The following is a 12,498-nucleotide window of genomic DNA, read 5'->3' as shown; positions in this document are numbered from 1 at the left end:
GTCGCGGGGAGCGATCGCTGTCGGGTGGCTTTTTGCCCGGGGACGGCGAGGTCCGCGTATGGAAGTCGGCATCGTCGCTCAGCGGGGGAACAACCGCGCGGCGTACCTCGCGGAGGACCTGCGCGACAGGCTCCGTGCGGCCGACGTGCGCGTCGCCGTCGACGAGGCGACCGCCGACGCGCTCGACCTCGACGGCGTCCCCGTCTCCGCGATGGACGGCGTCGATCTCGTCGTCTCGATCGGCGGCGACGGCACCTTCCTCTTCGCCGCCCGCGGCGCCGGCGGCGTGCCGATCCTCGGCGTCAACCTCGGCGAGGTCGGGTTCCTCAACGCCGTCTCCCCGGGCGAGGCCGTCGACGCCGTCCTCGACGAGGTGGAGGCGTTTCGCGGGGAGGGGATGCGCGTCCGTGAGGCACCCCGGCTCGCGGCCGCCTGCGACGGGTGGCGCTCGGAGCCGGCGGCCAACGAGATCGTCGTCCAGGGCGGGCGCCGCGGGCGCGGCGGCGGGGTCGGCTACGAGGTCCGCGTCGACGGCTCGCTGTACTCCAGCGGCCACGCGGACGGCGTCCTCGTGTCGACCCCGACCGGGTCGACCGCGTACAACCTCTCGGAGGGCGGCCCGCTCGTCCACCCGTCGGTCGACGGTCTCGTCGTCACCGAGATGTGCGCCGAGGACGGAATGCCCCCGCTGGTGACGGGACCGGACACGTCGGTGAGCCTCACCCTCACCGACGCCGATGAGGCGATCGTTATCACCGACGGGCGCGGCGGGCGCTCGTTCGACGTGCCGACGGAGGTGACCGTCGCGACGACGGGGCCGCCCGTCCGGATCGCCGGGCCCTCCGCGGACTTCTTCGAGGCGCTCGGGAAGCTGGAGTAGCCGCCGCGGGGACGGTTCCCGCCCCGCCTCAGGCGTCGCGCAGGTCCTCCAGCGCCCGCGCTCGGATCGCCGCGGCGGCGACCTCGTCGGCCCGCTTCACGATCTCGGCCTCCAGCGTCGCCGGTTCGACGGCGGTGCGGCCGGTGTGTGAGAGCACGACGTGTGAGAGTTCGACCGACAGCCCCGCGGCCTCACAGACGTGGACGCCGACGTACGGGTGGCCGAGGAGGTCGTAGTACTCGGTGCCGGACCGGCCGTCCGCGGTCCCCTCGTCGCCCTCGGGACCCTCGTCCCCGTCGAACGCGTCGGCGTCCCCGGGACCGAACTCGTACAGTTTGCTGATGTCGTGGAGGAGCGCGCCCGCGACGACGAGGTCGCGGTCGAGCCCCGACTCGGGGCGACGCGCGAGCAACGCGTCCGCGAGCGCCGTCGCCAGCGCCGCCACGTCGTTGACGTGCCTGACGTTCGTCTCGTCGGGGAGGCCCAGCCGGGCCTGCTCGTCCGGGAGCCACGGCACCGCGTCGAGGTCGGCCCAGTCGGTCTCCGCGAGCGCGACCGCGTACGCGTCGCGGACGCCGACGCGGAGGTCGGGGTCGGCGATCTCGGCGTACGCGGGGAACACCTCCGCGAGGTCGTCCGGAAGCGAGTCGGCTACCGGCTCGGGTGCGTCGTCGGTCGAGGACGGAGCGTCGTCGGTCATGGGCCGTCGTTCGCGGAGCGGCGTGAAAAGCGGGTCGGGGGTCGAAGCCGAGGATCGGGAGTCGGAATCGGGGGTCGGCGCCGCTTCGGCCGTCAGCGTCGTTTCAGTCGTCGGCGCGCCCCCACGCCTCGTTGTGGCGCGGGCGCTCGGAGACCGCGAGCACGTCCAGGTCCTTCCCGCGGGAGGCGAGCGCCGAAAGCGACGCCTCGACGGACTCGGTCGTCGAGAGGTACGCGACCTCCTCGGTGACGGCCGCCCGCAGCGCGTCGACCTCGTCGGAGATCAGGAGGTCGATGTCGCCGCGGCGCAGGGCCTCCTCCACGTCGCCGACCGGCTCGATCTCGTAGTACTCCTCTAAGCCCGCGCGGAGGTGCTCGTACCCCTCGGTGCCCTTCAGCGGGAGGCTGTCGCCGACGGTCTCGAAGGCGACCGTGCCGCCGTCGGGGAGCCGCTGGCCGGCGGCGTCGAGCGCCTTGCCGTAGGCGACGCCGAAGTCGCTCGCGGTGCCCATCACCTCGCCCGTCGACTTCATCTCGGGGCCGAGCCGCGGGTCCGAGTTCGGCAGGCGGTCGAACGGGAGGACGACCTCCTTCACCGAGAAGTGCTCGGGCACCGACTCCTCGGCGCCGATGTCCGCGAGCGACTCGCCGGCCATCACGCGCGCGGCGAGCTTCGCGATGGGGACGCCCGTCGCCTTCGAGACGAACGGGACGGTGCGCGAGGAGCGCGGGTTCGCCTCCAGCACGTACACCTCGCCGTCACGAACCGCGAGCTGGACGTTCATGAGGCCGACCGTGTCGAGGGCGTCGGCGATCTCCTCGGTCACCTCGCGCACGCGGGCCAACGTCTCGTCGTCCAGCGAGCGCGGCGGGATGACGCAGGCGGAGTCGCCCGAGTGGACGCCCGCGGCCTCGACGTGCTCCATCACGCCGCCGATGAGCACGTCCTCGCCGTCTGCGACGGCGTCCACGTCGAGTTCGACCGCGTCCGCGAGGAACTCGTCGACGAGGATCGGCTTGTCCGGGGAGACGCGCACGGCCTCCTCGATGTACTCCCTCAGCTCGTCGTCGTCGTCGACGACGCGCATCGCGCGCCCGCCGAGCACGTAGCTCGGACGGACCAGGACCGGGTAGCCGATGTCGCGCGCGAGTTCCAGCGCCTCCTCCTCGCTGGTGGCGGAGCCGCCCTCCGGCTGGGCGATGCCGCGCTCGTCCATGAGGCGGTTGAAGCGGTCGCGGTCCTCCGCCAGGTCCATCGCCTCGACGGAGGTGCCCATGATGTCGCACTCGACGCCGCGGCGGTCGAGTTCGTCCGCCAGCGGCTCGCCGATGTCGACGGAGGTCTGCCCGCCGAACTGGATCATCACGCCGTCGGCGGCGGTCGCCTCGATCACGTCGGCGACCTCCTCGGCGGTGATGGGCTCGAAGAACAGCCCGTCGGAGGTGTCGTAGTCGGTGGAGACGGTCTCGGGGTTGTTGTTGACGACGTGGGCGTCGATGCCCTGCTCGCGCAGCGCGCGCACCGCGTGGACCGAGCAGTAGTCGAACTCGACGCCCTGGCCGATGCGGATGGGGCCGCCGCCCACGACGACGACGCTCTCGGCGTCGCGGTCGACGCGGAGCTCGCCGCCGGCGGCGTCGCCCTCGAACGGGCCGGAGAACCACTCGGGCTTGCGCGAGGAGTAGTAGTACGGCGTCGACGCCTGGAACTCGCCCGCGCAGGTGTCGACCTGCTTGTACGTCCGGCCGGGGACGTTCGCCTCGACCTCGCCGACGCCCGCGCGGGCCGCCGACACCGGGAGGTCGCCGCCAGCGTCGGCATCGGCGTCGCCGCCGGCGGTCGCGGCGGCCGCGGTCGCGTCGCTCGCCTCGCGCCACGCGCCGCGCGTCTCGGGGAGCCACGTGAGGCTGGAGTCCTCGAAGACGTTGCCCGCGAGCGCGCTGATCTCCGCGTTCGTGAAGCCCGCGGTCGCCGCCTCGGTGAACTCGCCGTCGACGACCTCCTTGCTCGCCTCGACGATGCGGTGGAAGCGCTCGACGTACCACTCGTAGATGCCGGTCGCCTCGACGACCTCATCGACCGAGAACCCGCGCTCGAACGCCTCGAACATCGCGTACGGCCGGTCGGGGCTCGGGCGTTCGAGGTACTGCTCGGTCAGTTCGTCGTCCTCCAGGTCGCCGAAGTCGACGGCGGGGTCGTACTCGGAGCTCCGGAGCGCCTTCAGGAGGCTCTCCTCGAAGGTGCGCCCGATGGCCATCGCCTCGCCGGTCGACTTCATCGCCGTCGAGAGCGTGAAGTCGGTCTCCTCGAACTTGTCGATGGGCCAGCGCGGCACCTTCGTGACGACGTAGTCGATGGCCGGCTCGAAGGCGGCGGTCGTCTCGCCGGTGATCTCGTTGGTGATCTCGTGCAGGCGCTTGCCGAGCGCGACCTTCGCGGTGACGCGGGCGATGGGGTAGCCGGTCGCCTTCGACGCCAGCGCCGAGGAGCGCGAGACGCGCGGGTTCACCTCGACGACGCGGTACTCGCCGCCGGGGGTGCCGTCGTCGCGCCAGGCGAACTGGATGTTACAGCCGCCCTGGATGCCCAGGTCGCGGATCACTTCGAGCGCGGCGTCGCGCATCTCCTGGTGGCCGTCGTCGGGGATGACCTGCGAGGGCGTGACGACGGTGGACTCGCCCGTGTGGATGCCCATCGGGTCGAGGTTCTCCATGTTGCAGATGATGACACAGGAGTTGTCGGCGTCGCGCATCACCTCGTACTCCAGCTCGACCCACCCGGAGATGGACTCGGTGATGAGCACCTCCGAGTTGCGCGAGAGGCGCAGGCCCTTGCGCACGCGGTCGATCAGCTCGTCCATGTCGTCGACGACGCCCGACCCGCTCCCGCCGAGCGTGTAGGTCGTGCGCGCGATGACCGGGAGGCCGCCCACCTCGTCGACGGCGTCCTCGACGCGCTCGCGGAGGTCGTCCTCGGTGAGCTGCGAGACCGACTCGTCCTCGTCCATCGAGATGGTCGTCGAGGCGGGGACCGGCTGGCCCAGTTCCTCCATGCGCTGGCGGAACAGGTCGCGATCCTCGGTCGCGTAGATGGTGTCGAGGGGAGTCCCCATGATCTCCACGTCGTGCTCCTCGAGCACGCCCTCCTCGGCCAGCTCGGCGGTGACGTTGAGGCCGGTCTGGCCGCCCAGGCCGGCGATGACGCCGTCGGGCTGCTCTTTCGCGATGACCTCCGAGATCGCCTCGGTGGTGATCGGCTCGATGTACACCTTGTCCGCCATCTCCGGGTCCGTCATGATCGTCGCCGGGTTGGAGTTGACGAGGACGACTCGCGCGCCCTCCTCCTGCAGCGCGCGACACGCCTGCGCGCCGGAGTAGTCGAACTCTGCCGCCTGTCCGATCTGGATGGGCCCGCTGCCGATGAGGAGAATGGTCCGGGTCTCCTCGTCGGTGTCCTGACTCATTACCGCCACCGAGTGCGTTCATCGTAATAAGGCCGACGACTCGTACCGATTTTCGTAGCGACTTTACGAAATTCGTAATGCGGGTGAGTGACACACCGGGCCGAGAGTTTAGGCGGCCGCCGCGGACGTCGCACGTATGCAGTTCATCCGTGCGCCGGCGCTCTCGGCCGGCGACAGGGTCGGCCTGGTCGCCCCGTCGCGGCCGGTCGCCGACGGACGCCTCGATATCGCCGCGGACCGACTGGAGTCGGCGTTCGATCTGGCCGTGACCCGGTATCCGACCGCCGAGCGCGACCCGGAGGGGGGGCCGGCCGCACCGGCCGCACGCGCCCGGGACATCCACGACGCGTTCGCGGAGTGCGAGGCGGTGCTGGCCGCCACCGGCGGCGACGATCAACTGCGCGTGCTGCGGCATCTCGACGCCGATCACCTCCGGGAACACCGCGCGCGCTTCTTCGGCTACTCGGACAACGACAATCTCCGCCTGTTCCTGTGGAACGCGGGCCTCGTGAGCTACGGCGTGCAGGCGCACCCCGACGTGACGGTCGACCCGGATCTGCACCCGTACACCGCCCGCTACCTCGAACGCGCGCTGTTCGAGGAGACGCTGGGCGAGGTCGCCCCCGCGAGCGAGTGGACCGACCGGTGGTACGACTTCGAGACCGGCGGCCCGCGGGAGTGGTTCGACGCGCCGGGGTGGACGTGGCGCGACCGCGGTCGCGCGACCGGGCCGGTGTGGGGCGGGAGCCTCGCGATCGTCGCGTGGCACCTCCAGACGGGTCGGTATCTCCCGGACCCAGACGACCTCGACGGGGCGGTGCTCGCGCTGGAGACGTCGGAGACGCTGCCGCGGCCCGAGGAGGTGGGGTACGTGCTCCGCTCGCTCGGCGAGCGGGGGTGGCTGGACCGCTTCGACGGCCTGCTCGTCGGGCGACCGCAGGCCTACAACCCCGCCAGCGACCGCGATCCGGAGTTCGACGACTACCGCGCGGCCATCCGCGAAGGGGCGACCCGCGAACTCGACCGCTACGCCCCGGAGACGACCGCCGTCTTCGACGTCGACTTCGGTCACACGTCGCCGACGGTTCCGCTCCCCCTCGGCGCGACCGCGACGCTCGACCACGCAGACGAGACGCTTCGGTTCGACTGACGGGCACGACGGATCACACCCACCGCGAGCGCGCACACCGACCACGCGAATGCCACGCTGGCCCGTCCGAGCAACAGGCGGGACTTTCGCGGTCGTCGTCGCTGTCGCCGTAACTGTCGCTGTCGAAGTCTCCATCCCCGTCACTGAAGCGGTCGCCGGTGCGGTCAGGGTCCCGCCAGTCACGACCGCCGAACCGACGGTACCGACTACAGCGACCCCACCCGGAACACCGGAGGATCAGACGTACACGTCGTCGGCGTCCAGGTCGCGCTCCGCGCGGTACTGGTCGACGAACTCCGTCACGTCGAACTCCAGCATCTGCTCCTCGAACTGTGTCATCGCCGTCGAGTCCTCGGCGTGGCTGACGGCGTGTTCCATCAGCTCGATCACCAACTCGACGACGATCTCGTGGAGGCGCCGGGAGTCGAACGCCGTCACCCACAGCATCGAGTAGCCCATGTCGGGGTTCTCGCTGGCGTCGACGGCCGTCACCCGTTCGGGGAACTCCTCCAGCACGATGCCCATCAGGTGCGGGGTGCCGAACTCCGGCATCTCGTCGCTGGTCGTCTCGACGGCCTCCCGCAGCGTCCCGACCAGGAACTCCGGGAGGAAGCGCTCGGGCGGGTTCACGTCGGTGACGACGCCGTGGGTCGCCCCGCACGCGCAGTCGTACTCGCGCATGCCGAGGTCGAACACCGACATCGGCCGCGTCTCGCCGCACGGCAGCTCGACGGCGTCGTCCCCGCCTCCGGGGACGCGCGGTTCGCTCATACCCGCCGTTGGCTCCCGCACGGGTTAAAAAGCGCGTTCGTCGCCGACGCCGGTGCGGTCGCGCGTCTTCCGGTCCGGGGTCGCGTCCGGCCGACCACCCCGCCCCGAACCCGTCGCCCGCCGTCACTCGTAGTTCTCGTGGGCCGGTCCCTCCGCGTCGGGGTCCGGCTCCGCGTCCACGTCGGCCTCGTGCTCCGGCTCGCCGACCTGCCCGTGCTCGGGCTCGTCCGGGTCGAGCACGCCCTTCCCCTCCTCGTGGTCCTCCTTCTCGTGCTGCTCCTCCCCGTGCTCTTCGCGCTCCCCGTCCCCGTCCTCGTCTCCCGCGCCCTCGTGACCGTGTTCCCCGTGGTCGCTTCCGCCGTGGCGCTCCACCTCCACCTCGACTTCGATCTCCAGCCCGTCGGTCTCCAACTCGGCCTCGTACTCGGTCGCGTCGCCGACCTCGACCTCCAGTTCGTCGCCGTCGACCTCCACTTCCACCTCGACCTCCACCTCGATGTCGTCGTCCGTCATGCGTCGGCGTTCGGTCGCCAGCGGTTTCAGCGTTCCCGCCGCCCACGCGATCGGTCCCGGCGCCCATCCACAAGCGACTTGCCACGCCGTCCCGCAGTCCACGGCATGATCGCTATCGTCGGCGGCGGCATCGCGGGCCTGGCCGCCGCCCGCCGCCTGCGCGCGAACGGGCGCGAGGTGACGGTGTACGAGGCCGGCGGCGAGGACGCGCTGGGCGGGCTCGCGCGCACCTACGGGACCGCGGGCGACGACATCGAGCAGTTCTACCACCACCTCTCGAAGTCCGAGGAGACGATCGTCGAGCTGGCCGAGGAGCTGGGCGTCGGCGACCGCCTGGAGTGGCTCGTCGGGAAGAACGCCTACTACGTCGACGGCGTCGTGCACCCGCTGGACACGCCGTGGCAGATCCTCGCATACCCGCACATGAGCGTGTACGACAAGTTCCGGCTGGGGATGCTCACCCTGGAGATCGACGTGCGCGGCGGGATCCCCTCGTTCGACACGTACGACGACCTCGCGGACTTCGAGGACGTGCCGATCCGGGAGTTCCTCGTCGAACACACCTCCCGCGGCGTGTACGAGAACTTCTTCGAGCCACTGCTGGACGCGAAGTTCGGCAGCCGCAAGGACGACGTGAGCGCCGCCTGGCTCCTAGGTCGGGTGAAGTTCCGCGGCGAGCGCGACCTCCTCCGTGGGGAGATCCTCGGCTACTTCGACGGCGGCTTCGCCCCCGTCATCGAGGCGCTGGTCGAGGACGTCGGGATGGAGAACGTCGAGACGAACGCGCGCGTCGTCGACCTCGACATGGACGGCGACGCGGCCTCCGCGATCACCGTCGAGCAGGACGGCGAGACGCGAACGGAGGCCGTCGACGGCGTCGTCGTCGCGACGATGCCGAACGTGCTGGAGGACCTGACGGGGTACGCCTGCGACATCGACTTCCAGGGGGCCGTCTGCGCGGTGGTCACGATGGACGAGCCGCTGACGGACACCTACTGGCTCAACATCGCCCACGACGCCCCCTTCGGCGCGCTCATCGAGCACACGAACTTCGTGCCGCCCGAACGCTACGGCGGCGACCACCTCCTGTACGTCGCCAGCTACGTGCAAACCGAGGACGAGTGGCTCGCGACCGCCGACGAAGAGGAGATCGAGGACCGCTGGCTCGATCACGTCGTGGAGATGTTCCCCGACTTCTCGCGCGAGGCGGTCACCGAGTTCCGGCTCGCGCGCGCGCCGCGGGCGGCGCCCGTCTACGAGCGCGGCTACCTCGACCTGGTCGTCCCCTACGATCTGAGCGACGAGGTCGCCGCCGGCCTCTACTACGCGGGGATGGCCAGCGAGGCGCAGTACCCCGAGCGCAGCCTGAACGGCGGCGTCGTCGCCGGCTACGAGTGCGCCGACCGGATCCTCGGGAGCTGATCCTCGGGGACGGTCGGTCCCCCGCGGCGGTCCGGGACCCGCCGTCGGGATCGAGGTCCCGCGGCGCCGCGGTCGCGTCGACGTTCACTTCCGCCCGGAGAGTACAGATCGAACAGCCGAAATTCCGCGTATTCGAGCCGTCTCTGTACCGGACTCTCCTCGTGAGTCGGTTCACTTCCACCGCGCTCACGGCTCGCGACTAAGTGCCGAGCGGCGGATCCCTCGCCCATGCGACTCCCGACGACGGACCGTCCCGCGCCGACCGACCGTCCGGCCCCGGAACCGGGCGTCACCGTGCTGCGAACCGAGCGCGCCGGGGGCGGCGCGCTCGCCCGCCTCGCGACCGACTGGCTCGCGCGCGACCCCGGGCCGGCCTACTGGGTCGACGCAGGCGGCGCCGCCGACACCCGACGGCTGTACGACGCCGCCCCGACCCGCCGGACGCTCGCGGGGCTTCGCGTCGCCCGGGCGTTCACCGCCTACCAGCACGCCGAACTCATCCGCCGGCTCCCCCGGCGCGCCCGCCCCGGGACGCGGCTGATGGTCGTCGCCGACGCCGCGCGCCCGTACCGCGAGGGCGACGCGCCCGACGACGAGGCCCGTCGCCTCCGCCGGGCGGGCACGGCCGTCCTGACAGAGCTCGCGGCCGCGTTCGACTGTCCCGTCCTCGTGTCGGTCGCCGGCGCCGGCGACCACGCCGACGCCGTCGCCGACGCGGCCGACCGCGTCATCGAGTGCGAGGCGACGCCGTTCGGGACCCGCTTCGACGCGCCGGGAGAGACCGTCCGGGGCTACCGCGTCGCCGGCGGCTGGCAGACGACGGTCCCCTACTGGGTCGACCTGTTCGGCGTCGACCCCGCGGACCCGCTGTCGACGGCCTCGCCGGCGGCCGTCGCGGCGGCGACGACCGGACCGCTGGCTGCGACCGCCGACGCCGGCGACGGGGGTGGCTGATGGGGCGCACGACGCCCACCTACCGGCGGTTCCTCGACGCCTACGAGGACGACTGGGCCGACTACCGGCGCGCGCTGCGCCGCGAGCACCGGGGCGACTTCGACCGGCTGTTCGAGGGCGCGGCCGCCCACGCGCACGCCGCCGGCCTCCAGAACCCGCCGGACGCGCTGGAGGCGATGTACCTCTCGATGCTGCTGGCCCATCAAGCGGAGATCCGTCGCCTCCGGGACCGACTCGACGCCGTCGAGTCGGCGGGGACGGACGACACCGAACTCGCCGAGTCGTCGGAGTCCGCCGACCACGCGGGGTCCGACACGTGACCGTCGCGATCGAGTTCGTCGACGGCGCCCCGGTCGTCTGGGAGCGTCCGGCAGACGCGACGCCGTCGGGGGAGCCCGCGACCGCCGTCCCTCGCCGCGATCCCGACTACGAGCCGGCGTTCCTCGTCGCCGGCCCGTCGCGGGCCCGGGCGCGGCTCGCCGACTGGCTCGCCGGCGACGACCGCGTGACCGGGACCGCGACCCGCCGTCGCTACCGGTCGCTCGCCGATCGCGAGAGCGAGCGCATGCTGCGGGTTCGCGTCCGGGAGCCCGACGCCGTCCGGGCGGTCGCGCGTCGCGTCCGGGGGGGGTTCGAGCGCGCGCACTACGCGCCGGGGACGCTGCGGCTGTTCGACGTGGACCTGGACCCGACGTTCCGCTACTGCCTCGACACCGGGGCGCGACCCGTCCCCGACGCCGGCGACGCGGACCTCACGACGCTCCGGGTCGACCTACCCGAGGACGCGCTGGCGGCCGGCGACGCCGGCGCGCTCCGGATCGGCGGCGACCCGGCGGCGCCCGACGGCGACGAGCGGGCCGCGATCGAGACGCTGCGCGCGGGGCTCGACCGCCGCGACCCGGACGTGCTCGTCGTTTCGGGCGGCGACCTCCTCCCGTTAGTCGCCGAGCGCGCGGACGACCTCGGCGTGTCGTTCCGGTGGGGCCGCCACCCGGACCGCCGGGTCCGGCAGGTCGCCGGCGCGAACAGCTACGAGAGCTACGGCCGGGTCGGCTTCTCGCCCGCGCGGTACGTCGTCCCCGGCCGGGCCGTCGTCGACCAGTCGGGGAGTTTCCTGTGGGGGGACGGCCGCCTGGAGGGGCTCGTGTACTTCGCGCGGCGCTCCCGGCGGCCGCTGCAGGCGACCGCCCGCGCGAGCATCGGCGGCGTGCTCACCTCGATGCAGGTGTACCACGCCCGCGGCCGCGGGGTCCACGCGCCGTGGCGACCCTGGACGCCCGAGCGGTTCAAGCCCCTCTCGACGCTGCACGACGCCGACCGGGGCGGCGTCACGCTCTCGCCCCGTGTCGGCGTCCACGAGGACGTGGTCGAGGTCGACTTCGCCTCGCTGTACCCGGCGGTCATCCGCGCGCACAACGTCAGCCCCGAGACGGTCCGGTGTGACTGCTGTCGCGACGGGGACCCGGGAACCGGGTCGGTGCCGAACCTCGGCTACCGCGTCTGCGACCGCGAGGGGTTCCTCCCGGGCGTGCTCGGGCGCCTGCTCGACGACCGCGCGACCGCGAAGGCGTTCGTCGCCGGCGGCGACGACACGCGGCGGCGGATCGGCGGCGACGCGGTCGACCCGGCGGGGGCCGGCCGCATCGCCGACGCGATCAAGTGGGTGCTCGTGTCGTGTTTCGGCTACCAGGGGTACCGGAACGCGAAGTTCGGCCGCATCGAGTGTCACGAGGCGATCAACGCCCACGCCCGCGAGGCGCTGCTCGACGCGAAGGCGGCGTTCGAGGCCGGCGGCTGGCGCGTCCTCCACGCCATCGTCGACAGCGTCTGGGTCGCCCGCGACGACGACCGCGACCCCGTTCCGGCACGGGAGCTCGCCGCCGACGTGAGCGACGCCGTCGGCGTGCCCCTGGAGTTCGAGGCGCGCTACGACTGGGTCTGTTTCGTCCCGAAGCGCGACTCGCGGGCGGGGGCGCTCACGAAGTACTTCGGCCGGCGCGCCGACGGCGGCGTCCGCGTCCGCGGGATCGAGTGCCGCCAGCGGAGCACGACGGCGTTCGTCGCCGACGCACAGCGGGAGATGATCCGCGCGCTCGACGGGACCGCTCAGGCGACGAACGCGGAGGGGGACGCGGGAACGGCGAGCACGGACGGCGACGCCGATTCCGGCCTCGTCGAGGACCCCCCGGCGGCGGCCTGTCGCGTGCTCGCCGAGCGCCTCCGCGACCTCCGGGCCGGCGCCGTCGACCCGGCGGACCTGGTGGTCCGGACGCGCGCCTCCAAGGACCCGGAGGCGTACGACCGGGACACGACGACGGCGGCGGCGCTGGCGCGGTACGAGCGCGCCGGCGTCGACCGCTCGGCCGGACAGACGGTCGCGTACGTCGTCGTCGACGACGACGCCCGCGGCGCCGGCCGGGTCCGGCTCGACTTCGAGGACCCCGGAAGCTACGACGCCGACGCCTACCGCGAGCGACTGCTCCGCGCCGCGCTCAGCGTGGTCTCGCCGTTCGGCTGGGACCGCGAGGACGTGACGGCGTTCCTCGCCGACGGACGGAACGCCCGGCTGTCGGCGTACTGACCGGGGCGGATGCGCCGGACCGGGACCGCGCCGTTCCGGTCCGTCAGGAACCCTCGCACCGCCG

General features: G+C 72.6%; 10 protein-coding genes. 6 read left to right on the top strand and 4 right to left on the bottom strand.

Annotation, left to right across the window (positions count from 1 at the left end):
• The first annotated feature begins 58 nt into the window (after positions 1–58).
• The gene (locus tag K6T36_RS13960; protein WP_222921809.1) at positions 59–880 is read left to right on the top strand and encodes an NAD(+)/NADH kinase; all 822 of its coding nucleotides are present in this window, start codon (positions 59–61) and stop codon (positions 878–880) included.
• Positions 881–908: 28 nt separating this feature from the next.
• Here K6T36_RS13960 and K6T36_RS13955 read toward each other — a convergent pair whose 3' ends face one another.
• Together K6T36_RS13955 and carB are read right to left on the bottom strand one after the other, a co-directional pair.
• Positions 909–1,580 (bottom strand): HD domain-containing protein, encoded by a 672-nt coding sequence (locus K6T36_RS13955; RefSeq protein WP_222921808.1) that lies wholly within the window; start codon positions 1,578–1,580, stop codon positions 909–911.
• 103 nt (positions 1,581–1,683) lie between these two features.
• The gene (gene carB, locus K6T36_RS13950) at positions 1,684–5,043 is read right to left on the bottom strand and encodes a carbamoyl-phosphate synthase large subunit (protein WP_222921807.1); all 3,360 of its coding nucleotides are present in this window, start codon (positions 5,041–5,043) and stop codon (positions 1,684–1,686) included.
• 136 nt (positions 5,044–5,179) lie between these two features.
• Here carB and K6T36_RS13945 point away from each other — a divergent pair, with 136 nt between their 5' ends.
• A complete protein-coding gene (locus K6T36_RS13945) occupies positions 5,180–6,193 on the top strand; it encodes an LD-carboxypeptidase (protein WP_222921806.1) in 1,014 nt (337 codons plus the stop codon).
• 237 nt (positions 6,194–6,430) lie between these two features.
• Here the strand turns inward: K6T36_RS13945 and K6T36_RS13940 are convergent, their stop codons facing one another.
• Together K6T36_RS13940 and K6T36_RS13935 are read right to left on the bottom strand one after the other, a co-directional pair.
• Positions 6,431–6,964 carry a DUF5815 family protein gene (locus K6T36_RS13940; RefSeq protein ID WP_222921805.1) on the bottom strand — a complete coding sequence of 178 codons (534 nt, stop codon included), beginning with the start codon at positions 6,962–6,964 and terminating at the stop codon, positions 6,431–6,433.
• A 123-nt stretch (positions 6,965–7,087) separates the two neighbouring features.
• The gene (locus tag K6T36_RS13935) at positions 7,088–7,477 is read right to left on the bottom strand and encodes a hypothetical protein (protein ID WP_222921804.1); all 390 of its coding nucleotides are present in this window, start codon (positions 7,475–7,477) and stop codon (positions 7,088–7,090) included.
• A 105-nt stretch (positions 7,478–7,582) separates the two neighbouring features.
• Between K6T36_RS13935 and K6T36_RS13930 the strand changes: the two genes are divergently transcribed.
• The 4 genes from K6T36_RS13930 to K6T36_RS13915 all read left to right on the top strand — a co-directional run bounded on the left by K6T36_RS13930 (position 7,583) and on the right by K6T36_RS13915 (position 12,434).
• Positions 7,583–8,899: an NAD(P)/FAD-dependent oxidoreductase gene (locus K6T36_RS13930; RefSeq protein ID WP_222921803.1), complete on the top strand. Its 1,317-nt coding sequence runs from the start codon at positions 7,583–7,585 to the stop codon at positions 8,897–8,899.
• A 228-nt stretch (positions 8,900–9,127) separates the two neighbouring features.
• Positions 9,128–9,853 carry a P-loop NTPase family protein gene (locus tag K6T36_RS13925; RefSeq protein WP_222921802.1) on the top strand — a complete coding sequence of 242 codons (726 nt, stop codon included), beginning with the start codon at positions 9,128–9,130 and terminating at the stop codon, positions 9,851–9,853.
• On the top strand, positions 9,853–10,173 hold the full coding sequence (locus K6T36_RS13920) for a DUF8156 family protein (protein ID WP_222921801.1): 321 nt from the start codon (positions 9,853–9,855) through the stop codon (positions 10,171–10,173). Before K6T36_RS13925 ends, K6T36_RS13920 begins: the two co-directional genes overlap by 1 nt.
• Positions 10,170–12,434 carry a DNA polymerase domain-containing protein gene (locus K6T36_RS13915; protein ID WP_222921800.1) on the top strand — a complete coding sequence of 755 codons (2,265 nt, stop codon included), beginning with the start codon at positions 10,170–10,172 and terminating at the stop codon, positions 12,432–12,434. Before K6T36_RS13920 ends, K6T36_RS13915 begins: the two co-directional genes overlap by 4 nt.
• Positions 12,435–12,498 lie beyond the last annotated feature (64 nt).

This window comes from Halobaculum roseum (assembly GCF_019880245.1).
GTDB classification, from domain to species: Archaea; Halobacteriota; Halobacteria; order Halobacteriales; family Haloferacaceae; genus Halobaculum; species Halobaculum roseum.
This window is presented reverse-complemented; position numbering and strand designations above follow the sequence as displayed.

Bases quoted from the DNA above. Each gene is read 5' to 3' on its own strand.
- K6T36_RS13930 (WP_222921803.1), top strand. From the start codon at position 7,583: ATGATCGCTATCGTCGGCGGCGGCATCGCGGGCCTGGCCGCCGCCCGC.
- carB (WP_222921807.1), bottom strand. From the start codon at position 5,043: ATGAGTCAGGACACCGACGAGGAGACCCGGACCATTCTCCTCATCGGC.
- K6T36_RS13945 (WP_222921806.1), top strand. From the start codon at position 5,180: ATGCAGTTCATCCGTGCGCCGGCGCTCTCGGCCGGCGACAGGGTCGGC.
- K6T36_RS13935 (WP_222921804.1), bottom strand. From the start codon at position 7,477: ATGACGGACGACGACATCGAGGTGGAGGTCGAGGTGGAAGTGGAGGTC.
- K6T36_RS13920 (WP_222921801.1), top strand. From the start codon at position 9,853: ATGGGGCGCACGACGCCCACCTACCGGCGGTTCCTCGACGCCTACGAG.
- K6T36_RS13955 (WP_222921808.1), bottom strand. From the start codon at position 1,580: ATGACCGACGACGCTCCGTCCTCGACCGACGACGCACCCGAGCCGGTA.
- K6T36_RS13940 (WP_222921805.1), bottom strand. From the start codon at position 6,964: ATGAGCGAACCGCGCGTCCCCGGAGGCGGGGACGACGCCGTCGAGCTG.
- K6T36_RS13960 (WP_222921809.1), top strand. From the start codon at position 59: ATGGAAGTCGGCATCGTCGCTCAGCGGGGGAACAACCGCGCGGCGTAC.
- K6T36_RS13925 (WP_222921802.1), top strand. From the start codon at position 9,128: ATGCGACTCCCGACGACGGACCGTCCCGCGCCGACCGACCGTCCGGCC.